This window comes from Streptomyces sp. NPDC045955 (assembly GCF_056430805.1).
The window spans coordinates 19913-42439 of record NZ_JBWKKY010000029.1; the positions used below are offsets into that span (position 1 = coordinate 19913).

Sequence of the window (22527 nt, forward strand, 5' to 3'; positions counted from 1 at the left end):
CGAGGGGCAGTACCGCAGATGACGACCACCGAGGCCCGGCCCACCGAGCGCAAACCGCCACAGCTCGTGGACATGTCCTGGGATCCGATCACCCGGATCATCGGGAACCTGGGCATCTACACGAAGATCGACTTCGCCAACCGGGAAGTCGTGGAATGCCACAGCACCTCGTCGCTGTTCCGCGGCTACTCGGTGTTCATGAAGGGCAAGGACCCGCGCGACGCGGGCTTCATCACGTCCCGGATCTGCGGCATCTGCGGCGACAACCACACCACCTGCTCCGACTACGCCCAGCAGATGGCCTACGGCGTCAAGCCGCCCCCGCTGGCCGACTACATCGTCAACCTCGGCGAAGCAGCGGAGTACATGTTCGACCACACGATCTTCCAGGACAACCTGGTGTTCGTGGACTTCTGCGAGGCGATGGTCAAGGCCACCAACCCCGGTGTGCTGGCCCGCGCCGAACGCACCGAAGCGCCCCACGGGGACATCCACGGCTACCGGACGATCGCCGACATCATGCGGGCCTTCAACCCCTTCGAGGGCGAGGTCTACAAGGAAGCCCTGAAAATGAGCCGGATCACCCGTGAGATGTTCTGCCTCATGGAGGGCCGGCACGTCCACCCGTCCACGCTCTACCCCGGTGGCGTCGGCACGATGCCGCAGCCGAACACCTTCACCGACTACCTCAGCCGGCTCATGCGGGTCATCGACTTCGTGAAGAAGGCCGTCGCCATGAACGACGACGTCTTCGACTTCTTCTACGAGGCGCTACCCGGCTACGAGGAGGTCGGCCGCCGCCGCATCCTGCTGGGCTGCTGGGGCGCCTTCCAGGACCCCAAGACCGTCGACTACCGCTACGAGACGATGAACTCCTGGGGCAAGGACATGTACGTCACCCCCGGCATCATCGTCGACGGCGAGCTGGTCACCAACAACCTCGTCGACATCAACCTCGGTCTGCGCATCCTTCTCGGCAGCTCGTACTACGAGGACTGGGTCAACGAATCGCCCTTCGTCACGCACGACCCGCTCGGCAACCCCGTCGACATGCGCCACCCGTGGAACCAGACCACCGTCCCGGTGCCGCAGAAGCGCGACTTCGCCGACAAGTACAGCTGGGTCATGAGCCCGCGCTGGTTCGACCAGCGCACCGGCGACCACCTCGCCCTGGACACCGGCGGCGGCCCACTCGCCCGCTTGTGGTCGACCGCGCTGAACGGCCTGGTCGACACACCGTACGTCAAGGCCACCGGCCACAGCGTGCGCATCTCCCTGCCCAAGGGCGAGAAACTGCCGGAGACGACCCTGGAATGGCGCATCCCGCGGTGGAGCAACACCATCGAACGCGACCGCGCCCGGCCGTACTTCATCGCCTACGCGGCCGCCATGGCCCTCCAGTTCCTGGAAGAGGCCATGGGGCTCGTGCGCGCGGGCGAGACCAAGGTGTTCGAGAACTACGAGGTGCCCGACGAGGCGATCGGCTGCGGCTTCCACGAGGCGGTGCGCGGTGTCCTCTCCCACCACCTGGTGATCAAGGACAAGAAGATCGCCAACTACCACCCGTACCCGCCCACCCCGTGGAACGCCAGCCCCCGCGACATGTACGGCACCCCCGGCCCGTACGAGGACGCCGTCCAGGGCCAGCCCATCTTCGAGGAGAACGGGCCGGACGACTTCAAGGGCGTCGACATCATGCGCACCGTCCGCAGCTTCGACCCCTGTCTGCCGTGCGGCGTGCACATGTACGTCGGCAAGGGCAAGACGCTCACCACCCTGCACTCGCCGACGTACGGGGCGAACCATGGCTGAGTCCACCGGCACCGGCACCCGGCTGGCCGACCCGGACGTCGAGGCCCGGCTCGCCCGGCTCGACGAGGTGCTGGAAGGCCTCGAACCCCTGCCCGGCGCGGCCACGGAGGCGGTCCGGCTGCTGACCGAGGTCTACGGCGAGGCCCTGGCCCGCGTCCTGGACCAGGCGGACGAGCAACTGGCGGAACGCCTGGCCGACGACGAACTGCTGGGCCACCTGCTGGTGTTGCACGACATCCACCCCGAGCCCCCCGAACGCCGGGCGGCCCGCGCGGTCGAACGGCTGCGGCCCGCCGTACGGGAACGGGGCGGCGACGTGGAATGGGCCGGTGCGCAAGGGCAGGTCGGCAGGGTGCGTCTGACGACGGGCGGCGGCTGCGGCTCCGGCTGCGGTGGTGGAGGCTCCGAGGTCACCGACGCGGTCCGCGAGGCGGTGCTCGCCGTCGCTCCCGAACTGACGGCGGTGGAGCCGCTGCCGAGCACACCGGCTCCCGCGTTCGTCCCGCTGTCGACACTGACGCACCGAGGCGCGCGGTGACCACCGACGGGGCGCTGGCCCGCCTCATCCGCTCCTCGGCCGACCGTACGGCGGCGGCCGGGGTGGAGAGGTGTGACCTGTGCGCCGCGCCGGTCGCCGACGAGCACGCCCACCTGTACGACACCGGGCAGCAGGAGGTGCGCTGCGCCTGCGGCCCCTGCTCGGTGCTGTTCGCAGAGGCCGGGGCGGGCGCCGGGCACTACCGGCTCGTGCCCCGGCGCCGGGTCCGGCTGCCCAAGGTCGACACGGCCGCGCTGGGCGTACCCGTCGGCCTGGTCTTCTTCGTGCCCCGGGCGGACGGAACGGTCACGGCGGAGGGCCCGAGCCCGGCGGGGGCCATGCGGTGGGAGGTGGACGCGGCGGCCTGGCAGGAGCTGGCCCGGACGTGTCCGCAGCTCGCCGGCGTGGAACCCGAGGTGGAGGCCCTGCTGGTCAACACCGTCCACGGCCTCGACCACCACTGGATCGTGCCGGTCGACGACTGCTACCGGATGGTCGCCGTCGTACGCCGGGAGTGGCGCGGCCTGTCCGGCGGTGGCCGGGTCTGGCCGGCCGTCGAGCGGTTCTTCGAGGAGCTCACCGAGCGGCCGTGAACACGTCTCCGCAGGTCGGAGGCGAGGAAGGAGAGCACCCCATGGGCAGCATCAGAGTAGGCCGGGCGCAGGCGAAGCCCGACACGCCCACGCATGTCGCCGGCATGCACCAGGGCAACAAGGGGCGGTACGACGAGCAGAAGGGGCACCACGAGGACGGCACCGCCGACGCGCGCCGCTCCACGGGGATCCACTGGAAGCGGCATGACGCCCTCGCGAAGACCATGCCGAACATCTCGCCGGGATGAGAGCCGGAATGGGAACCGGGATGAGAGCCGGAATGGCAACCGGGATGAGAGCCGTCATGAGAGAGCAGGGAGTCGCCGCAATGAAGGTCCGACGAGCACGCAGACCCGTCGCGCGAAGGCGAGGCGGGATGAGCGGACAGCGGATGCTGAAGGCCGAGGCCGTCCTGGCGGGCGGTGTGGCCCTGGCACTGCTGTGCTGGGAGTTTCCCAGCCTGAGGCGGGAGATGCGGATCTGGCGGATGGCCGGCGGTTTCCGCGCCGGCCACCGCTACCCGTGAGCCGGCCGTGCACGAGCTGTCGATCGCGGCCGCGATCATCGAGCGGGCCGGCGAGCTGGCCCGGGCGGACGGGACGGACGCCGTCTCGGCGGTGACCGTCCGGGTCGGCGAACTGGCGGGCGTCGTCCCCGACGCCCTCGACTTCGCCTTCGAGGTGGCCCGCGACGGCACGGCCCTCGCCGGGGCCCGGCTCGTGGTCGAGCAGGTCCCCGCCAAGGCCTGGTGCGGCCCGTGCGCCGAGGAGTTCCCGGTGGGCATGCCCCCGTTCTTCTGGTGCCCGCGTTGCGACCAGCCCACCAACGATCTGCGCAGCGGCCGGGAACTGGAGATCACGGGGATCGAGCCGTCACCGGCCCCGGCATAGCGTGAAGGGGCCCCGCCGAGCAGGTCGGCTGGGCCCCCTCGCGTCCCAACCGGATCAGCAGATCCGCGGCAGCTGCTCCCCGAGCGGCAGATCCACCACTCGCGTCCCGCCCAGGCCGGTGGCGACGACCACCATCCCGGGGTGTTCGGCGACGCACTCGCCGATCAGCGTGGCTCCGGCGCCCTGCGGGTGGGCACGCATCGCGGCGAGCACCCTCTCCGCCTGTGCCGGCGGTACGAAGGCGACCAGCCTGCCCTCGTTCGCGACGTAGAGGGGATCGAGCCCCAGGAAGCCGCACGCGTTCGCCACCGCGTCCGGCACCGGAATGGCGCGCTCCTGAAGCCGGACCCCGGTCCCCGAGGCACGGGCGATCTCGTTGAGCGACGCCGCCAGGCCGCCCCGGGTGGGGTCGCGCAGCACATGGATGTCCGCAGTGACGGCCAGCATCGCCGCCACCAGATCCGCCAGTGGCGCGGTGTCGCTGGCGATCTCCACCCCGAACTCCAGCCCCTCCCGCACGCTCATGATCGCCACCCCGTGCAGACCGATCGGCCCGCTGACGATCACGGCGTCCCCGGGCCGCGCACGCTGGGGCCGGATGTCCACCCCGTCAGGGACGAGCCCGACACCGGCCGTGGTGACGTACACCCCGTCCCCGTGCCCGGACTCCACCACCTTGGTGTCACCCGTGGCGACGGTGACCCCCGCGGTCTCGGCGGCCGCACCCATCGCGCGGGCGATCCGCTCCACGACGGTCAGCTCGACGCCTTCCTCCAGCACGAACGCGGCGGAGAGATACGCGGGCCGCGCACCGCTCATCGCCAGGTCGTTCACGGTGCCGTTGACCGCGAGGTCGCCCAGGCTGCCGCCGGGGAAGAACAGCGGCCGGACCACGTAGGAGTCGGTGGAGAAGGCCAGCCGCGCGCCGCCCAGTTGGAGGACGGCGGAGTCGGCGAGACCGGCGAGCGTGGCGTTGCCGTAGGCGGGGGTGAAGACCTGCTCCATCAGCTCCGCCGACAGGGCTCCGCCGCCGCCGTGGCCCATCACCACGACACCCTGGTCGCGCAGCGGGGCGGGGCAGGTCCAGTTGGCCGGGTCGACGACCTCGGCGAGTTGCTCAGGCAACGGGAGCCACCCCTTCCTGCGTGGCCCGGCCGGCGCGCGGCGTCGGGGCGTTCATCCGGCGGTACAGGTAGTAGGCCGCGCAGGCGCCCTCGCTGGAGACCATGGTGGCGCCGAGCGGGGTGCGCGGGGTGCAGGTGGTGCCGAACGCGGCGCACTCGGTCGGCTTGATCAGCCCCTGGAGCACCTCACCGCTGCGGCACTCCGCGGGCTCCTCGGTACGGATCCCGGTGACGTCGAAGCGGTGCTCGGCGTCGTACGCGCGGAAGGCGTCGCGCAGCCGCCAGCCACTGGCCGGGATCCGTCCGATACCGCGCCAGGACCGGTCGGTGACCTCGAACACCTCCTCGATCATGCGCACGGCGGCCGGATTGCCCTCCTCGCGCACAGCACGCGGATACGCGTTCTCCACCCGGTGCTCGCCGCGTTCCAGCTGGCGGACCGCCCGGCGGATGCCCTCCAGGATGTCCAGCGGCTCGAACCCGGTCACCACCATCGGCACCTTGAACCGCTCGGCCAGCTCCGGGTACTCCGCCGTGCCCATCACGCTGCACACGTGCCCGGCGGCCAGGAAAGCCTGCACCCGGCAGGCCGGAGCCGTCATGATCGCCTCGACGGCCGGGGGCACCCGCACATGCGACACCAGCAGGCTGAAGTTGCTCAGACCCAGCCTGCGCGCCTGGTGCACGGCCATCGCGTTGGCCGGGGCCGTGGTCTCGAAGCCGATCGCGAAGAACACCACCTCCCGGTCCGGGTGGCGGCGGGCCAGCTCCAGGGCGTCGAGCGGCGAGTAGACCACGCGGACGTCGCCGCCCTCGCCCTTGACCCGGAACAGGTCACGGCCGGTGCCCGGCACCCGGAGCATGTCGCCGAAGGAACAGAAGATCACCCCGGGCCGCGAGGCGATCTCCAGCGCCTTGTCGATGACCTCCAGCGGCGTGACGCAGACGGGGCAGCCCGGGCCGTGGATCAACTCGACCTGCTCGGGGAGCAACTGGTCGATGCCGTGCCGGATGATCGAGTGGGTCTGTCCGCCGCACACCTCCATCAAGGCCCACGGCCGGGTCGCGGTGGTCCGGATCTCGTCCAGGAGCCGCCGGGCCAGATCCGGGTCGTTGAACTCGTCGATGTACTTCACGCCGTTCCCGCCTCCTTCGCCGCCTGCTCCCAGGCGTCACCGAACTCCTCCTCCAGCAGCCCCAGTTCCTCGAACAGCTTCAGCGAGGCCAGGGCCGACTCCTCGTCCAGGCGCTGGAGCGCGAAGCCGACGTGCACGATGACGTACTCGCCCACCCGCACCTCGGGCACGTACTCCAGACACGCCTGTTTCTGCACTCCGCCGAAGTCGATCAGCCCGGTGAGCGGATCCGCGCCGTCGTCGATGGCCACGACCTTGCCGGGCACTGCCAAACACATGGGTCACTCCTCCTGTCGTAGGTGCGCCGCGACCACCAGCTGGCCGAGGGCCAATCCGCCGTCGTTCGGCGGGACTTCGCCGTGACGGAGCACCACGAAGCCGTCGTCGTCCAGCAGCCGTGCGCACTCCTCCTCCAGCAGCGCGTTGGCGAAGACACCGCCGCTGAGGGCCACGGTGGCCAGGCCGGTGTCCCGGCGCGCTCGCCGGCAGATCTCCGCGACGGCCCGTGCCACCGCGCGGTGGAAGCGGGCGGCGAGCACAGGAGCCGGGGTGCCGCGCCGCAGATCGGCGACCAGTGCGCTGAGCACGGGCGCCGGGTCGAGATCGCCGGCGAAGGCGTACGCCGAGGTCTCGGCGTCCCAGGCCGAAGCGGCCGCCGCCTCCAGTTCCAGGGCGGCCTGGGCCTCGTACTCCGCGCGATGGCACACCCCGGCGAGCGACGACACGGCGTCGAAGAGCCGGCCCATGCTGGAGGTCGCCACACAGGCCACAGAGCGCTCCAACTGCCTGTGAAGCAAAATCCGTTCATCGGGTGTGCAGGCCTCGACGCAGGGCAGGCCCGCGTCCCACGGCAGGCCCGCCGCCCACAGCCGGGCCAGCGCAAGGCGGCGCGGATTGGCCACTCCCGCGTCGCCGCCGGGCAGCGGGGCGGGAGCGAGGTGCGCGTAGCGCCGGAAGCCGCTGTAACCGGCGAGCAGGATCTCGCCGCCCCAGACGGTGCCGTCGTCGCCGTAGCCCGTGCCGTCGAAGGCGACGCCGATCACGCGTGCGGTGCCGTCGAGACCGTGCTCGGCCATCGCGGAGGCGATGTGCGCGTGGTGGTGCTGGACCAGCACCGGGGGGCGACCGGCCGGCCGGGCGGCCCACCTCGCCGAGTGGTATCCGGGGTGCCGGTCCGCGGCGACGACCTCGGGGGCGACGCCGGTCAGGCTCCGCAGATGCGCCTCCGCCCGCCGGGCCGCCTCCAGAGTGGTCAGATCGCCCATGTCGCCGATGTGCGGGCCGAACCAGGCCTGGTCGCCCTCGCCGAGACACAGGGCGTTCTTCAGATCGCCGCCCACGGCGAGCGCGGGCCGCACCGGGACCGGCAGCCGCAGCGGGCGGGGCACATACCCCCGGGACCGGCGCAGCACCTGCTCGGTGCCGTCGGGCCGCACCCGCAGCAGGGAGTCGTCACAGGGCGAGGCGATGGGCCGGTCGTGGGCGAGCCACGCGTCGGCCAGCCCGGCGAGCCGGGTCAGCGCCTCGTCGTCGTCCGTGACGATCGGCTCCCCCGAGCGGTTGCCGCTCGTCATGACCAGCACACGCGGTCCCGGCGGATCGCCGGGCAGACCGAACAGCAGGGTGTGCACGGGCGTGTAGGGCAGCATGACGCCCAGGTGGGGACTGCCGGAGCAGACGCCGGGCGCGAGGCCCGGCTCCCCGGCTCGTCGGCGGAGCAGGACGATGGGGCGCCGGAGGCTGGTGAGGGCGGCCGGCTCGGCCGCGGAGAGCACGGCGATCCGCCGTAGGGTGTCCAGGTCCGCGCACATCACCGCGAACGGCTTGCCGCCGCGCGCCTTGCGGCTGCGCAGCGTCTCGACGGCCCGCGCGTCGGTCGCGTCGCACGCCAGGTGGTAGCCGCCGAGGCCCTTGACGGCGACGATCCGCCCGGCGGCCAGCAGCGCCCGTGCCGCCGCCAGGGCGTCGGCGTCCCGTGCCGGGCGGATGCCGCTCCCCGGCGCCGGCAGCAGGCGCAGCCGCGGGCCGCAGCGGGGGCACGCCACGGGCTGGGCGTGGAAGCGGCGGTCGAGGGGATCGCCGTACTCCCGGGCGCAGTCGGCGCACATCGGGAAGCCGGCCATGGTCGTCACCGCCCGGTCGTACGGCATGCCCGTGGCGATGGTGAAGCGGGGCCCGCAGTGGGTGCACGTGACGAACGGGTGCCGGTGCCGGCGGTCGGCCGGATCGGTCAGGTCCCGCAGGCAGTCCGCGCAGGTCGCCGTGTCGGGCGGGAGATGGGTGCGGCCGGGGGAGCGGTCGGTGGAACGGATGGCGAAGCCGCCGTCGGCGCCGCTGACGGGCAGGTCCTCGACCCCGACGCCGGTGACGGTGGCCAACGGCGGCGGCTGGGCGGCCAGCCGGTCGCAGAAGTCGGCTACACGGTCCGGCGGGCCCTCCACCTCGATGAGGACTCCGTTCGCCGTGTTGCTCACGAACCCCGCGAGCGAGAGAGCGGTGGCCAGACGGTGCACGAAGGGCCGGAAGCCCACGCCCTGCACGGTGCCGCGCACGGTGACCCGGCGGCGCACCGCCTGCGTGGCGGGCGCCGTCACGAGACGAGGCCGGTTTCGGCACCCTCGGGGGTGTGGGTGTGCGGGCGGGGCGTCAGCGGAGGCCGGTGCACCGGTGCCCCGTCCCGTACGGCGAGCACCCGCTCCAGCAGGGCGTCGACGCCGGCGCCGGTTCGGGCGCAGGACCGCAGCACCTCCACCCCGGGGTTGACCCGCTGCACGTGCGCCTCGAAGGCGGACTCGTCGAACCCCGCGGGCCCGGCCAGGTCGGTCTTGGTCAGCACCACCAGCTGGGCGGACCCGAAGGCCGTCGGGTACTTCAGCGGCTTGTCCTCGCCCTCCGTCACCGCCATGAGCACGACGCGCAGACTCTCGCCGAGGTCGTAGGACGCCGGGCAGACGAGGTTGCCGACGTTCTCCACGAACAGCAGCGAGGTATCCCCGGGCAGCCAGCTCTCCACATGGCCGCGCAGCTGCCGCGCCTCCAGATGGCACAGCCCGTCCGTCAGCAGCTGCTTCACCGGGGCTCCCGAACGGGCCAGCCGGTCGGCGTCGTTCTCGGTCGCCAGGTCGGCGGTGAGCGCGGCCACCGGAAGACCCCGCTCCACCGCCCTGGCGAGCACCCGCCCGAGCAGTTCCGTCTTGCCGCTGCCCGGGCTGGACAGCAGATTGACCACGCTCACTCCGCGCCGGGCCAGCTCGTCGCGCAGGCCCGCGGCCAGACCGTCGTTCTTCGCCAGGACGGCCTGAGTGACCTCGTCCACGGAATCGCACATGGGCGCCGCTCCTCGCGGTCGGTGGGGAAATCGGTCCGCCACCGATCCTCGGCGCCGTCTCTCACGGCGCCCGGCAGCCCGGCGGGGACAGGGCGGGGGATTCGTCCGGGCGGCTCAACGGCGGCGTGGCCGCCGGGTCGGCCAGCAGCACCGGAACCAGGGCGTGCAGCGCGGCGACGGCCCGCCCGACCGCCTCGCGCACGGTCGTGCTGATGCCCGGGGCGATGTCCTCGTCGGCGGGTGCCCGCAGCTCCGGCTCGCAGGCCAGGACGAGGACGCGCGGGAGCGGCTCGTCACCCAGGTGGGCTGCCAGGGCGAGGACCTTCGCCGGGTCCATGCCGTGCGCCTCGGGCGGGGCGCCGGCCGTGGCGCGGTCGGGCAGGTCCGGCTCGATCAGCGACAGGGTGCCCGGCTCGTGTCCCCCTACGGCGGCGTCGACCAGGACGGCCGTGTCGTAGCCGTCGAGCAGTGCGTACGCGAGGTCCATGCCGCGGATGCCGAAGTCCCGGACCCGCACCTCGGGCGGCAGCGGACGCTGCTCCAGGGCGCGGATCACCTCGGGGCCGAAGGCGTCGTCCGCGAGGAAGATGTTGCCGACGCCCGCCACGAGCAGCCGCGCGCTCATACCGCGCCTTCGCAGGCCAGAGGCCGGGCGGAGCCGGTCGGGTTCTTGCGGACGAAGGCGGACCGCAGCTCGTGGTACGGGGCCTGCGGATCGAAGAAGACGGCGCGCATGCGGGCGAGTTCGCTCCGCCGGTATTCGGTGAGGGGACGCTGGAGCTCGTCCGCGTGACGTGCCGTGGCCTTGGCGGTGATCCGGCGTGCGAGATCCGGGTCGCCGGCCACCTCGGCAGCCAGGCGCTCGACCTCCCCGGTGAACTCCTGGGAAGCAACCGGCACCAGACGATCCACCAGCCCGATCCGCTCGGCCGTCGCGGCGCTCACCGGCAGCGCCTCGCTCGTCAGCCGCTCGGCCGTCTCGGCTCCCACACGCCGCGGCAGCGAGTACGTCCAGAACTCCGATCCGTACAGGCCCATGTTCCGGTAGTGCGGGTTGAGGACGCTGCCCGTGCGGCACCAGACCTCGTCGGCGGCCAGTGCCAGCATGACACCACCGGCCGCCGCGTTGCCGCCGAGCGCCGCCACCACCAGCCGGTCGGTGGTGCGCAGCACGGCCTCGACGAGGTCGTTCATGGCGATGAGGTTGGACCAGGACTCGCCCGCCGGGTCGCTCGACGCCTCGATGACGTTCAGGTGGATGCCGTTGGAGAAGAAGTCCCGGGCGCCGCCGAGCACCAGCACCGAGGTGGAGCGGGTGAGCGCGTACCGGTAGGCGGCGAGCAGCCTGCGGCAGTGGTTGGTGCTCATCGCCCCGCCTGGGAACGAGAAGGACAGGAAGCCGATGTCACCCCGCTGCCGGTAGCGGATGTCGGACCAGGTGGTGCGCTTCGGCGGCAGTTCGAGCGGGACGGCGATCTCCGGCAGCCAGTACGGGCGGTCGTTCGAACCCGGCATGCCCGGGCCGCTGCCGGGCGGCGCGGGGAAGGAGGAGAGCACCGAGGCCGCCGGACGGCGGAAGGGGGCCGGGTCGCCGGAGCTCTTGCGGGGGCGCAGTTCCGGGATCCACACCGCGCCGTCCCGGGTGGCCCGGCACAGGGCGCCGGACCGGGTCGCGAGCAGCTCGCCCGGCCGTCCGCGCAGCCGGTCCTCCGGATGCCCGCCGTGCAGGAACACCTCCCGGCCGCAGAGTTCGTCCAGGACGCCCGGCTGCGAGTCGGCCCCGCGGAGCTTGCGCAGCACCGTTTCCGCGCTGTCGTTCTCCCAGTCGATCCGCCGCTGCTCCTGGCGGAAGAAGTCCCGCCACACCACACGGATCCCGGGATCGCTCTGCGGCCGCGGTTTGAACGATCCGTCCGCGTACCGCCGCACGGCCAGCAGCACGGCGGCCACGGCGGCGTCGGACAGTTCGCCCCGGTACACGTCGCTCTTGCCGGCCGGCGGCACCGGGAAGGACCCGTCCGCCCAGATGTCTCCCGCGTCCATCGCCGCCTCGGCCTGGAGCACGGTCACGCCCCACTCGGGCGCCTCCTCGGCGATCGCCCAGTCCAGCGACGACGGGCCCCGGTCGCCGGGCGGCCCAGGGTGCACGACCAGACAGGTGTGTTCCTGCCACACGTCCTCCGGAAGGGCGGACTTCAGCATCGGGGCGACGATCAGTTCCGGGCGCACCTCGCGCACGGCGGCCCGGACGGCGTCGGGCCCGTGGGAGGCGAGGACGACGTCCACGCGGTGCCCGTGGTCCGACAGTTCCGCGTACACACGCTGGGACAGGCTGTTGAACGCGCTGGCGACGAGCAAGATGTCCATGACATCGCATGGTCGCCGGTCCGGGGAGGCCTGCGAAGGACCACGGCGGCGTTTCGCCTGTCTTCGCGGGCCTCTTGCTCCATCCGGATCGCCCGCTGTCCGTTCTCGACGCCCGGGCGGTCCTCAGGCCGCTCGGCTAGGCTGTGCCGCCATGAATACCGGGACGGCATCGCGCCACACACGGATCGGTGACCCGGTGCTCTTCTGAGCGCCGTACGGGCCGGTGCGGGCCCGCTGTGTGAACGAGGGGCTTGCGCTGCCGCGCGGGCTCCGCCTCCGTCGTGTTGATCACAGGCTCGGCACATCAACCACGACAGGAGAGCGGAACATGCCCGTCAAGACGCTGCAGATCCCCACCACGGACGGCCTGGCCGACGCCATCGCCGCCTTCCCCGACGACGGCGAGCGGCACCCGGGGGTGCTGATGTACGCGGACGGCTTCGGCATCCGGCCCGTGCTGCGGGAGATGGCCCGCGAACTGGCCGGGCACGGGTACTACGTGCTCGTCCCCAACCTTTTTTACCGGCACGGCCCGGCACCGGTGATCGACCTTCCCGAGCACATCGGAGAAGAGGCCCGGCCCGCGCTCATGGCCCAGGTGCTGCCCTTGATCGAGGCGCACACCGCCGCACGGGCCCTGAGCGACGCCGACGCCTACCTCAGGTTCCTCACCACCCGGCCCGAGGCCGGCGCCGGACCGGTCGCGGTGACCGGCTACTGCATAGGCGGCCTCCTCGCGGTGCGCACCGCCGCGGCCCACCCCGGCCGAGTGGCCGCCGTCGCCGCCTTCCACGGCCCCGTGGCCGCGGCCGGAACCGACGTCCTCGCCGGGATCACCGCCGAGGCCCACTTCGGCCACGCCGAAAGCGACCTGACGCCCGAGGCCCTCGGCGAACTCAACCGGGCCCTGGACGCCGCCGGTGTCCGCCACACCTCCGAGATCTACCCCGGCACCGTCCACGGCTTCACCATGTCCGACACCGACGCCTTCGACCCCGCCGGACTGCAGCGCCACTGGGACCGCCTGCTGCCCCTCCTCGACCGCACCCTCGCCGGCAGGTGAGGCTCCGACGGTACGTTCAGCGGACATGATCGACGCGGCCCGGGCGCTGGCCTCCGAGCGGACCCGTTCCATCGGCATGGTCACGCTCGGGACCGCCCTCTGCGGGCCCGCGTCACTCCTGATCGGCGTCGAGCATGCAGCGGTCTCGTCGCCGTCCTGCCCGGGCCGTACCCTGGTCCCATGGGTGCGCAAGACGGCCCTACGCTCATCACCTCCGTCCAGCGGGCCATGCGGCTGCTGGAGGCGGTGAGCGCACACCAGAACGGCGCGCCGGCCAAGCAGCTGGCGCGTGAGACCGGGTTGCCTCTGGCCACCGCCTATCACCTGCTGCGGACGCTGGTGCACGACGGCTACGTGCGGAAGCTGGACGACGGTGGGTTCGTCCTCGGTGACAAGCTGCAGAACCTCCGGACCACGGGCCGTGCGCAGGCGCTGCTCAGCCGCGTCCGGCCCACGCTCGCCGCGCTGCGGGACGAACTCGCGACCCCCGCCTATCTCACCTTCTACGAGGAGGGCGAGATCCGGGTCAGCGAGATCGTCGACGGCCCCGGGACGCCCCGCGTCGACCTCTGGGTGGGCTTCGAGGACGCGGGACACGCGACCGCCCTGGGCAAGTCCGTGCTCAGGGAACTGGACGAGGAGTCCCGCAAGGACTACCTCTCCCGCCACCACCTCGCCGACCTCACCCCGCGGACGATCACCAGCCCGCCGGAACTGCTCCGGAGGCTGGAGACCTCGCCCCTGGCTCCGGCCGTCACGGACCTGGAGGAGTACGCCCTCGGCACCGTCTGCGTCGCCGTCCCGGTCTACAGCGGGGACACCCTCGGCTCCCTCGGCGTCTCACTGCCGGCGAACCGGCTCTCCCAGCTGCCGGAGATCAGCGCGCGGCTGCTGCCGACCGCGAGCCGCGTGACGCGGAGCCTCTCGCTCACTATCTGAAAATCCGCTCCTTGCCGGTGCCCCGCTCGCCCCGTTTTCTGGATGAAACAGACATTTCAGGGGTGCGTGCGTCCCAGGCCGGCGCCCCGCTCACAGGTGAGGATCACGGATACCGACATGAGCTGGACCCGAGACCTTGGTGACGACCACTGGGCCGTACGGCCGTTCAGCAAGCGGGTGGCCGGTGCCGGGGGCCCGGCGCGCAGACGCGTTCTCGCACAGCTGGCCGCCGGTACGCCCGTCCTGCCGGTACTGATCGTCACCGTCATCGTGCTCGTCGATCTCGCCGGCGGAGGCGGGATGATCTGGCTGCCCCTGCTCGCGGCCGGTCCCGCCCTCGCCGCCACGACCAACGGCCCGCGCGGAGTCCTCTGGGTCGGCCTGCTCGCCGTCGTGTGCGGCCTGACGCTCGGCATGCGGGACGGTATGCCGGGGCGGGAACTGACCGCCGTGCTGGCGGCCCTGACGGCCGTCACCCTCGCGAGCGGCCTGGCCGGTGTGCTGCGGGTGCGCCGCGAGCGCGTGCTCGCGGCCGTCCGCTCGGTCGCGGAGACCGCCCAGCACGCGCTGCTCAAGCCCGTGCCGCCGACCGTCGGACCGTTCCAGGCGGCCGTGCGCTACAGCGCCGCCGCGGCCGAGGCCCGGATCGGCGGGGACCTCTACGCCCTGATACCCACACCGCACGGGGTGCGGCTGATCGTCGGCGATGTGCGCGGCAAGGGCCTGCCCGCCGTGGGCACCGCCGCGCTGGTGCTCGGTGTCTTCCGCGAGGCCGCCCACGACGAGCCCGACCTCCTCGCCGTGGTCGACCGGATCGAGCGGAGTCTGGCGCGCAACCTCGGTCACGACGACTTCGTCACCGCGGTGGTCGCCGGATATCCGCGGGACGGGCACCTGGAAGTGGTGAACTGCGGGCACGCGCCGCCGCTGCTGGTGCGCTCCTGCGGGAGGGTCACGCCGGTGGAGCCCGCTCATCCGTCCCCGCCGCTCGGGCTGCGCGCCCTCGCCGGTCACGGGCCCAGCCTTCACGAGCTGCCCTTCGCCGACGGCGACCAGCTGCTGCTCTACACCGACGGGGTCACCGAGGCCCGGGACCAGGAGCGGTCCTTCTATCGGCTCGCCGAAGGACTGGAGCGACACGTGTCCCACGAACCGGCCCGCACCCTCGGCGCGCTCCACGACGAGTTGCTGGACCATGTGGGCGGCCGGCTGCACGACGACGCGGCCCTGCTGCTGATCCGCAAACCGGCCGCGTCCGAACATGGCACCTCCGAGAAGGTGACCGCTCCCCAGGCGCGGTGCCGCCCGTGAGGGCAGGGTCACGGCTTGCCGCGCAGGTCCTTGACCCGCCGGAGTTTGCCGAGGGAGCGTTCCAGGGTCTCCGGTTCGACGATCGACACGTCGACGGTGACACCGACGCCGTCCTTGACGTCCTTCGCGATCGCGCGGGCGGCGGCGTCGCGCAGGCCGGCGGGTGTGCCGGGCCGGGTTTCGACGCGGACGGTCATGTGGTCCATCCGTCCGCGCCGGGTCAGCTCGATCTGGAAGTGCGGAGCGACGCCGGGCGTGCGGAGCACGACCTCCTCGATCTGGCTGGGGAAGACGTTCACCCCCCGCAGGATGATCATGTCGTCGCAGCGGCCGGTGATCTTCTCGATGCGGCGGAAGGCGGGCCGGGCGGTGCCGGGCAGCAGCCGGGTCAGGTCGCGGGTGCGGTAGCGGACGACCGGCAGGGCCTCCTTGGTGAGGGAGGTGAAGACCAGTTCGCCCTCCTCGCCGTCGTCCAGCACCTCGCCCGTGAGCGGGTCGACGACCTCGGGGTAGAAGTGGTCCTCCCACACGTGCAGGCCGTCCTTGGTCTCCACGCACTCCTGGGCGACACCCGGGCCGATGACCTCGGACAGGCCGTATATGTCGACGGCGTGGATGTCCAGGCGCTCCTCGATCTCGCGGCGCATCTCCTCCGTCCACGGCTCGGCACCGAAGATCCCGACCCTCAGCGAGGTCGAGCGGGGGTCGACGCCCTGACGCTCGAACTCGTCGAGGAGCGTGAGCATGTAGGAGGGGGTGACCATGATGATCTCGGGCTGGAAGTCCTGGATGATCTGCACCTGGCGTGCGGTCATGCCTCCCGAGGCGGGGATGACGGTGCACCCGGCCCGCTCGGCCCCGTAGTGCGCGCCGAGGCCGCCCGTGAACAGGCCGTAACCGTAGGAGATGTGCACCTTGTGCCCGGGCCGCCCGCCGGCGGCGCGGATCGAGCGGGCGACCAGGTCCGCCCACGTCGACAGGTCGTTCTCCGTGTAGCCGACGACGGTGGGGCGGCCGGTGGTGCCGCTGGAGGCGTGGACGCGGCGGACCTGGTCCATGGGGACGGCGAACATGCCGAACGGGTAGGTGTCGCGCAGATCCGCCTTGGTCGTGAAGGGGAAGCGGGACAGGTCCGCCAGGGTCCGGCAGTCGTCGGGTCCGACACCGGCCTCGTCGAACTTCCTCCGGTACGTCTCCACGTGGTCGTAGGCGTGGCGCAGGCTCCGGCGCAGCCGGCCGAGCTGGAGTTCACGCAGCTCCTCGCGCGTCAGGCGCTCGGCGTCGTCCAGCAGCTCGTGGGGGAGGGGCTCGCCCCGCCGCTGCCCGGCCGCCGCCGGGGCCGTCGCGGCCGTCGTCTCGCTGGTCATCCCGACTCCTTCGACGTCGTGCTCCGGATGCCGCGGCTGCGGCCCCGGAACTCCGCGATCACCTCGTCACCCCACAGGACGGTCACGTCGTGGAGGCCGCTGCGGCCGTACCGGGTGCGTTCCCCGGCCCGCGCCACCACGAGGACGCCGCCTGGTACGCCGGAGCCACGGCCTCGTCCGCGGCGAACATCGCCGTGGACGGCGTCACGTCAGCGGTATGGGGCACTTCGCACCACCCTGTAGTTCGATCGCATCGTCCCGTGACCCGACCGACCATTCGGTCAGCTTCGGCGTTGCCAAGTAATCCAGCAGCCCCGGGGCCTGTCAAGAGCGGGTGGGGTCTTACCAAGGCGCGCACGGTCGTTCTATGATGGACCGAACGAATGGTCGGTTGGGAAGTGGGACGGATGGACACGACACACTCCAGCCCCCCGGGGGCGGACGAGACCGAGCCGGTTCTCCAGGAGCACTTCGACGCGACGATCGCGCGGGATCAGCGGATCGAGCCGCGTGACTGGATGCCGGAGGGCTACCGGAAGACGCTGGTGCGGCAGATCGCGCAGCACGCGCACTCGGAGATCATCGGCATGCAGCCGGAGGGCGAGTGGATCACGCGCGCGCCGTCACTGCGCCGCAAGGCCATTCTGTTCGCGAAGGTCCAGGACGAGGCCGGACACGGGCTGTATCTGTACTCGGCGGCGGAGACGCTGGGCGCCGATCGCGCGGATCTGACCGAGCGGCTGATCGAGGGCCGCCAGAAGTACTCCTCGATCTTCAACTACCCCACGCTGTCCTTCGCGGACGTCGGGGTGATCGGCTGGTTCGTGGACGGCGCGGCGATCTGCAACCAGGTGCCGCTGTGCCGGTCGTCGTACGGGCCGTACGCGCGGGCGATGGTGCGGATCTGCAAGGAGGAGTCGTTCCACCAGCGGCAGGGCTACGAACTGCTGATGACGATGATGCGGGGCACCCAGGAGCAGCGGGAGATGGTGCAGGACGCGGTGGACCGCTGGTGGTGGCCGTCGCTGATGATGTTCGGCCCGCCCGACGACGCCTCGCCCAACTCCGCCCAGTCGATGGCCTGGAAGATCAAGCGGCACAGCAACGACGAGCTGCGTCAGCGGTTCGTCGACATGACCGTCCCGCAGGCCGAGAAGCTCGGCGTGACGCTGCCCGACCCGGAGCTGCGCTGGAACGAGGAGCGCGGGCACCACGACTTCGGCACGCCCGACTGGGACGAGCTGATGCGGGTCATCAAGGGCGACGGCCCGTGCAACGCCCAGCGGATGGAGCGGCGCCGCGCCGCTCACGAGGAGGGCGCCTGGGTGCGCGAGGCGGCCACCGCCCACGCCGCCAAACAGGCCGCCCGCGCGCGGAAGGGAGCGGTGGCATGACCGACGGGAAGCAGAACTGGCCGCTGTACGAGGTGTTCGTACGCGGCAAGCGCGGGCTGAACCACGTGCACGTGGGCTCGCTGCACGCCGCCGACGACCGCATGGCGCTCACGCACGCCCGCGACCTGTACACGCGGCGCAACGAGGGCGTGAGCATCTGGGTCGTGCGCTCCGAGCACATCGCCGCGTCCACGCGCGACGAGAAGGACCCGTTCTTCGAGCCCAGCGCGGACAAGGTCTACCGGCACCCGACCTTCTACGACATCCCCGACGACGTCCCGCACATCTGAGGAGAGGGCATGAGCGACGACCACGTCTACATGACCCTCGCCGAGGGACACGAGGACGACACCCGCTGGGCCTACGGCACCGGCTTCGAGGACCCCCTGCACGGCGTCGACACCGCCGTCCCCGACGGTGTGGACGCCGGGGAACTGGCCGCCCTCTGCGTCACCCTGGCCGACGACGCCCTGGTCTCGGCCCAGCGGCTGGCCGAGTGGACCACCCGGGCGCCCGAGCTGGAGGAGGAGGTGGCGCTGGCCAACATCGGCCTCGATCTGCTCGGCCAGGCCCGCCTGCTGTACTCCCGCGCCGGGCAGGTCGACGGGACCGGGCGCGGAGAGGACGCCTACGCCTACTTCCGCGACGCCGGCGAGTTCCGCAACGTACGCCTGGCCGAAGTACCCAACGGGGACTTCGCGTTCTCGATCATGCGGCTGCTGGTGCTCTCCAGCTGGCGCCTCGCGCACTTCGAGCGGCTCACCGCCCACCGCGACCCGGTGCTCGCGGCGATCGCCGCCAAGGGCGTGAAGGAACTGGCCTACCACCGGCAGTACGCGGCCGAGTGGGTGGTGCGGCTGGGCGACGGCACCGAGGAGTCCCACCGCCGGACGCGCAGGGCGCTGGAGCAGGTGGCGCCCTACCTGGGCGAGCTGTTCACGGCGTACGACGTCCGGGACGAGGTCGTCGCCGTCCTGCACCAGGTCACCGAGGCGGCCGGGCTGCCCATGCCCGTCTACCGGCCGCTGCCCGGCTCGGGCCGCGCCGGCGAGCACACCGAGCATCTCGCCCCGCTGCTGGCCGAGTTGCAGGGCGTGGCCCGCGCCCACCCGGAGGCGACATGGTGACGACGGCCCTGGACGCGCGACGGGCCCGGCGCATCGCCGAGCAGGTGCCCGACCCCGAGCTGCCCATGCTCACGCTGGCCGACCTCGGGGTGCTGCGCGAGGTGTCCCTGGAGCCGGACGGGACGGTCGTCGCGAGCCTGACCCCGACCTACTCGGGCTGCCCCGCCATGGCCGAGATGCGCGCCGGCGTGGCCGCCCGGCTCAAGGACGCCGGCTATCCGCGCGTGGAGATCCGCACCGTCCTCGACCCGCCGTGGACCAGCGACTGGATCACCCCACAAGGCCGCCGCAGGCTCGCCGAGCACGGCATAGCCCCGCCCGGCGCCGCGCCCGTGCGCGCCGCCGGACCGGTCCCGCTCGTGCTGTCGCCGACCCGCCGCTCCGTGCCCTGCCCTCGCTGCGGCAGCGCGGACACCGAGGAGACCTCCCGCTTCGCCGCCACGTCCTGCAAGGCGCTGTGGCGCTGCCTCGCCTGCCGCGAGCCGTTCGAGTACGTCAAGGAGATCTGATGGAGGACCTGATGCAGCCGGCCCCCGCCCCGGCGCCGCGCGCGCGAGCCCGCCGGCGTCCGGTCTTCCACCCCCTGCGGGTCGCCGCCGTGCAGCCGCTGTGCGAGGACGCGGCGGCCGTCAGTTTCGACATCCCGGCCGACCTGGCCGAGGAGTTCGCCTTCGCACCCGGCCAGTCGCTCACCCTGAGGCGTGAGATCGACGGCCGGGACGAGCGCCGCTCCTACTCGATCTGCTCACCCGCCGGCACGACACCGCGCATCGGCGTCCGGGTCGTACCCGGCGGCCTGTTCTCCTCCTGGCTGGTGCACGAGGTGCGCCCCGGCGACACCGTCGAGGTGATGGCCCCCACCGGCGCCTTCACGCCCGACCTCACCACACCCGGCCACCACGTCCTGATCGCGGCCGGCTCCGGCATCACGCCCATGGTCTCCATCGCCGAGTCCGTCCTGGCCGCCGACTCCCGCTCGACGGTCACCCTCCTCTACGGCAACCGCCGCACGGGCACGGTGATGTTCGCCGACGAACTGGCCGACCTGAAGGACCTCTACCCGACGCGGTTCCAGCTCGCCCACGTCCTCTCCCGCGAGCCACGCGAGGCCGAGGTGCTCTCCGGCCGACTCGACGCCGACCGGCTCTCGGCGCTCCTCGACGCGCTGGTCGACGTGGACTCCGCCGACCACTGGTGGCTGTGCGGCCCGCACGGCATGGTCCGCGCCGCCCAGGAGGTCCTCGCCGGCCTCGGCGTGCCCGGCGACCACGTCCACCAGGAGCTGTTCTACGCCGACGACGAACCCGTGCGCGAGGTCCACCACGCCGAGACCGGCCCCTCCGGCCCGGTCAGCCAGGTCACCGTCACCCTCGACGGCCGTTCCACCACCTCCGCCCTGCCCCGCGAGCGGACCATCCTCGAAGGCGCCCAGCAGACCCGCCCCGACCTCCCGTTCGCCTGCAAGGGCGGGGTCTGCGGCACCTGCCGCGCCCTGGTCACCGACGGCAAGGCCGACATGCGCCGCAACTTCGCCCTCGAACCGGCCGAGGTCGACGCGGGCTACGTCCTCACCTGCCAGTCGTTCCCGGTCTCCGACGCCCTGACGGTGGACTTCGACACCTGAGCCCGGGTCAGGCCGGCCGCCCAGGCCCTCAGCGGACGGCAGCGCATCGGTCAGTGGGCCGACGACAACGCCACCGGCGACCGAACCTCATCAGGAGCGAGGACGGCTCCTACAGATCCAGGTGGCGAAGAACCCGGACCCGTACCGGACCGGCGCGTCCCGAGCCGTCCCGATCGAGGCCGCGGACGGCTCACCGGAATGGCGGCCGGTCCGGCGGCCGGGGCCTCGGCCCGAGTGACGCTCACTCGTCACGCAGGACGCGCAACGCCGTCAGCGCCACGTGGAGTTCGGTGCGCCGCTCACCGGATTCGAGGTCGGTGTCGAGGAGGCGTTCGATGGTGCGCAGACGCTGGTACATGGTCTCCCTGGACAGGCCGCCGCGGCGGGCCGCGGTGGTCTTGTTGCCGGCGGCGTCGAGGTAGTGGCCCAGCGTTGTCAGCAGGTCCGTGCCGTGCCGGTTGTCGTGGTCGATGAGCCGGCCGAGCCGCCGGTCGGTGTAGTCCTGGACGCGGGTGTCCGCACGCAGGGCGTACAGCAGGCGGCGCAGGTCGATGTCCGGCAGCTCGTGGAAGGAACGGTCCGCGGGGAGGGGCTGGCCCGGCGGGGTGGCCTCGGTGACCCGGGCCGCCTCCCGGAAGGAGCGTGCGGTGTCGGCGAGTTCAGCCACTTCCGAGCCGACGCTCACGATCGCCTTTGGGACCAGGCTCAGCGCGGTGCGGCTCAGACGTTCGGCCACGGGGCGCCACGGCTGGGAGGGGCGCAGGGCCAGCAGCACGCCGAGGCGGCCGGGGGAGAGCTCTCCGACCAGCGCCGCAACCCCCGCCGATCGGAGCTCCCCGTGCAGCCGGGCCTCGTGCTCGCTCCCCCCGGCACCGGTGCCCAGGTCGACGAGGATCGCCAGGAAGCGGCTGTCCCGCGTGGGCAGGCCGAGCGCGGCACAACGGGCGCGGGCGTCCTCGGGGGAGTGGTGGCGCTGCTCCGCCAGCTCCCGCAGGGCGGAGCGGTGCGCCGTGTGCTCCCACGGCGTGGAGTGGATGAGCCGGGCGACGGTCAGAGCCATCGCCGTTCTCTCCAGGACGGTGACATGCTCCGGCCCAAAACCCCGCCCCTCCCCGGAGGAAGGGAGCATCGCCAGGCGGCCCCAGCGTTCCCCCTGGTAGGAGACCGGTGCCGTGAGCCAGCCCTCCGGGCCGCCCACCTCCGTGTGGTCGCCGGGCGCGGTGGCCCGGGAGCGCTCCTCCCAGCCGGTGAGCGCCTCGTCCACCGTGCTCCCCGACGGTTCACAGATCAGCGCCTGGTGCACCAGGTTCTCCAGGACGACCGTCCGGCCGCTCATCTCCGCCGCCGCGCGCACCACGTCCTCCGGGCCCGCGCCCCGCAACGTCAGGGCCGTGAACGCCTCGTGGACACGTTGCGTCCGGCGCATCGCATCGGCCTGGTTGCCGAGGATGAGGGCGTGGACGACCTGGGTGACCTCCAGGAAGTTGACGTCCCGGGCCAGGGTCACCAGGGGCAGCCCCCGGGCCCGGCAGGCCTGGACGAGGGCGTCGGGCGGACGGTGATAGCGCCGCACCAGCTCGATGACCAGGGCGGCCGCTCCCACCTCCGTGAGTTCGTCGACGTACCGCCGGACACCCGCGGCGTCCTCGGGCAACGGCATCCCCGTGGTCAGGACCAGCTCGCCGCCCTTGAGGAAGGAGGCCGGATCCGTCAGCTCGGTGATGTGCACCCAGCGCACCGGCCGGTCCAGCTGGGCCAGCCCGGTGACGACCTGGGGCTGTCCGGCGGCCAGGACGGGCAGGGCCAGGACGTCGGCGACGGTCGGCGCGCGACCGGCCGGGGCCGTCGGGTGGTTCTCGTTCACGGTGTCTCCCTGCTCGCCCGGTCACTCTGACAAGCGGCACTGACCTGCGC

24 protein-coding genes and 1 pseudogene are annotated in these 22527 nt (G+C 72.5%); 15 read left to right on the forward strand and 10 right to left on the reverse strand.

The features are described 5' to 3' along the window. Positions 1–18 precede the first annotated feature (18 nt). The 6 genes from AC07F0_RS36355 (at position 19) to hypA (ending at position 3833) form a co-directional block, all read left to right on the forward strand. Positions 19–1812: a nickel-dependent hydrogenase large subunit gene (locus AC07F0_RS36355; protein WP_478984252.1), complete on the forward strand. Its 1794-nt coding sequence runs from the start codon at positions 19–21 to the stop codon at positions 1810–1812. After that, positions 1805–2350: a NifU family protein gene (locus tag AC07F0_RS36360; protein WP_478984254.1), complete on the forward strand. Its 546-nt coding sequence runs from the start codon at positions 1805–1807 to the stop codon at positions 2348–2350. The genes AC07F0_RS36355 and AC07F0_RS36360 overlap by 8 nt, the downstream gene beginning before the upstream one ends. Continuing rightward, complete coding sequence (locus AC07F0_RS36365) at positions 2347–2943, forward strand: DUF5947 family protein (protein WP_399405053.1); 597 nt, start codon at positions 2347–2349, stop codon at positions 2941–2943. The genes AC07F0_RS36360 and AC07F0_RS36365 overlap by 4 nt, the downstream gene beginning before the upstream one ends. A 41-nt stretch (positions 2944–2984) precedes the next feature. After that, complete coding sequence (locus AC07F0_RS36370) at positions 2985–3191, forward strand: hypothetical protein (RefSeq protein WP_478984256.1); 207 nt, start codon at positions 2985–2987, stop codon at positions 3189–3191. A gap of 128 nt (positions 3192–3319) precedes the next feature. After that, complete coding sequence (locus AC07F0_RS36375) at positions 3320–3469, forward strand: hypothetical protein (RefSeq protein ID WP_478984258.1); 150 nt, start codon at positions 3320–3322, stop codon at positions 3467–3469. 7 nt (positions 3470–3476) lie between these two features. Continuing rightward, positions 3477–3833 carry a hydrogenase maturation nickel metallochaperone HypA gene (hypA, locus tag AC07F0_RS36380; RefSeq protein ID WP_478984259.1) on the forward strand — a complete coding sequence of 119 codons (357 nt, stop codon included), beginning with the start codon at positions 3477–3479 and terminating at the stop codon, positions 3831–3833. A 54-nt stretch (positions 3834–3887) separates the two neighbouring features. On the opposite strand, the gene hypE is transcribed toward hypA, so the two are convergent. From hypE to AC07F0_RS36415, 7 genes are all read right to left on the reverse strand, one after another. Further along, the gene (gene hypE / locus AC07F0_RS36385) at positions 3888–4958 is read right to left on the reverse strand and encodes a hydrogenase expression/formation protein HypE (RefSeq protein WP_478984260.1); all 1071 of its coding nucleotides are present in this window, start codon (positions 4956–4958) and stop codon (positions 3888–3890) included. Beyond that, positions 4951–6093, reverse strand: coding sequence for a hydrogenase formation protein HypD (gene hypD / locus AC07F0_RS36390; RefSeq protein ID WP_478984262.1), 1143 nt, complete (start codon positions 6091–6093; stop codon positions 4951–4953). The genes hypE and hypD overlap by 8 nt, the downstream gene beginning before the upstream one ends. Further along, a complete protein-coding gene (locus AC07F0_RS36395) occupies positions 6090–6371 on the reverse strand; it encodes a HypC/HybG/HupF family hydrogenase formation chaperone (RefSeq protein WP_356928148.1) in 282 nt (93 codons plus the stop codon). Before AC07F0_RS36395 ends, hypD begins: the two co-directional genes overlap by 4 nt. A gap of 3 nt (positions 6372–6374) precedes the next feature. Then, positions 6375–8687, reverse strand: a complete 2313-nt coding sequence (gene hypF, locus AC07F0_RS36400) for a carbamoyltransferase HypF (RefSeq protein WP_478984263.1) — start codon at positions 8685–8687, stop codon at positions 6375–6377. Then, positions 8684–9421, reverse strand: a complete 738-nt coding sequence (gene hypB, locus AC07F0_RS36405) for a hydrogenase nickel incorporation protein HypB (RefSeq protein WP_478984264.1) — start codon at positions 9419–9421, stop codon at positions 8684–8686. Before hypB ends, hypF begins: the two co-directional genes overlap by 4 nt. Before the next feature lie 61 nt (positions 9422–9482). Next, a complete protein-coding gene (locus tag AC07F0_RS36410) occupies positions 9483–10046 on the reverse strand; it encodes a hydrogenase maturation protease (RefSeq protein ID WP_478984265.1) in 564 nt (187 codons plus the stop codon). Then, positions 10043–11788, reverse strand: coding sequence for an enoyl-CoA hydratase-related protein (locus AC07F0_RS36415; RefSeq protein ID WP_478984267.1), 1746 nt, complete (start codon positions 11786–11788; stop codon positions 10043–10045). The genes AC07F0_RS36410 and AC07F0_RS36415 overlap by 4 nt, the downstream gene beginning before the upstream one ends. 328 nt (positions 11789–12116) lie before the next feature. Between AC07F0_RS36415 and AC07F0_RS36420 the strand changes: the two genes are divergently transcribed. From AC07F0_RS36420 to AC07F0_RS36435, 4 genes and pseudogenes are all read left to right on the forward strand, one after another. Beyond that, positions 12117–12851 (forward strand): dienelactone hydrolase family protein, encoded by a 735-nt coding sequence (locus AC07F0_RS36420; RefSeq protein ID WP_478984268.1) that lies wholly within the window; start codon positions 12117–12119, stop codon positions 12849–12851. Positions 12852–12882: 31 nt separating this feature from the next. Beyond that, positions 12883–12990 (forward strand): annotated as a pseudogene (locus AC07F0_RS36425) (transcriptional regulator); the annotation flags it as partial. Positions 12991–13031: 41 nt separating this feature from the next. Next, the gene (locus AC07F0_RS36430; RefSeq protein ID WP_478984270.1) at positions 13032–13790 is read left to right on the forward strand and encodes an IclR family transcriptional regulator; all 759 of its coding nucleotides are present in this window, start codon (positions 13032–13034) and stop codon (positions 13788–13790) included. Between the two features lie 117 nt (positions 13791–13907). Then, entirely contained in the window at positions 13908–15101 is a 1194-nt protein-coding gene (locus AC07F0_RS36435) for a PP2C family protein-serine/threonine phosphatase (RefSeq protein ID WP_478984271.1), read from the forward strand. Between the two features lie 8 nt (positions 15102–15109). Here the strand turns inward: AC07F0_RS36435 and paaK are convergent, their stop codons facing one another. Both paaK and AC07F0_RS36445 read right to left on the reverse strand, forming a co-directional pair. After that, positions 15110–16468: a phenylacetate--CoA ligase PaaK gene (gene paaK / locus AC07F0_RS36440; protein ID WP_478984272.1), complete on the reverse strand. Its 1359-nt coding sequence runs from the start codon at positions 16466–16468 to the stop codon at positions 15110–15112. An 82-nt stretch (positions 16469–16550) separates the two neighbouring features. Continuing rightward, a complete protein-coding gene (locus AC07F0_RS36445; protein WP_478984273.1) occupies positions 16551–16694 on the reverse strand; it encodes a hypothetical protein in 144 nt (47 codons plus the stop codon). A 181-nt stretch (positions 16695–16875) separates the two neighbouring features. Between AC07F0_RS36445 and paaA the strand changes: the two genes are divergently transcribed. From paaA to paaE, 5 genes are read left to right on the forward strand one after another with little or no spacing between them, the layout of a single operon-like run. Continuing rightward, positions 16876–17862 carry a 1,2-phenylacetyl-CoA epoxidase subunit PaaA gene (paaA, locus tag AC07F0_RS36450; RefSeq protein WP_478984275.1) on the forward strand — a complete coding sequence of 329 codons (987 nt, stop codon included), beginning with the start codon at positions 16876–16878 and terminating at the stop codon, positions 17860–17862. Next, the gene (gene paaB / locus AC07F0_RS36455; protein WP_020274713.1) at positions 17859–18152 is read left to right on the forward strand and encodes a 1,2-phenylacetyl-CoA epoxidase subunit PaaB; all 294 of its coding nucleotides are present in this window, start codon (positions 17859–17861) and stop codon (positions 18150–18152) included. Before paaA ends, paaB begins: the two co-directional genes overlap by 4 nt. A 9-nt stretch (positions 18153–18161) precedes the next feature. Continuing rightward, positions 18162–18989 (forward strand): 1,2-phenylacetyl-CoA epoxidase subunit PaaC, encoded by an 828-nt coding sequence (paaC, locus tag AC07F0_RS36460; protein WP_478984277.1) that lies wholly within the window; start codon positions 18162–18164, stop codon positions 18987–18989. Beyond that, entirely contained in the window at positions 18983–19498 is a 516-nt protein-coding gene (gene paaD, locus AC07F0_RS36465) for a 1,2-phenylacetyl-CoA epoxidase subunit PaaD (RefSeq protein WP_478984278.1), read from the forward strand. Before paaC ends, paaD begins: the two co-directional genes overlap by 7 nt. Next, positions 19498–20613 carry a 1,2-phenylacetyl-CoA epoxidase subunit PaaE gene (gene paaE / locus AC07F0_RS36470; protein WP_478984280.1) on the forward strand — a complete coding sequence of 372 codons (1116 nt, stop codon included), beginning with the start codon at positions 19498–19500 and terminating at the stop codon, positions 20611–20613. The genes paaD and paaE overlap by 1 nt, the downstream gene beginning before the upstream one ends. A gap of 241 nt (positions 20614–20854) precedes the next feature. Here the strand turns inward: paaE and AC07F0_RS36475 are convergent, their stop codons facing one another. Next, on the reverse strand, positions 20855–22477 hold the full coding sequence (locus AC07F0_RS36475; protein ID WP_478984281.1) for a PucR family transcriptional regulator: 1623 nt from the start codon (positions 22475–22477) through the stop codon (positions 20855–20857). Positions 22478–22527: the final 50 nt, after the last annotated feature.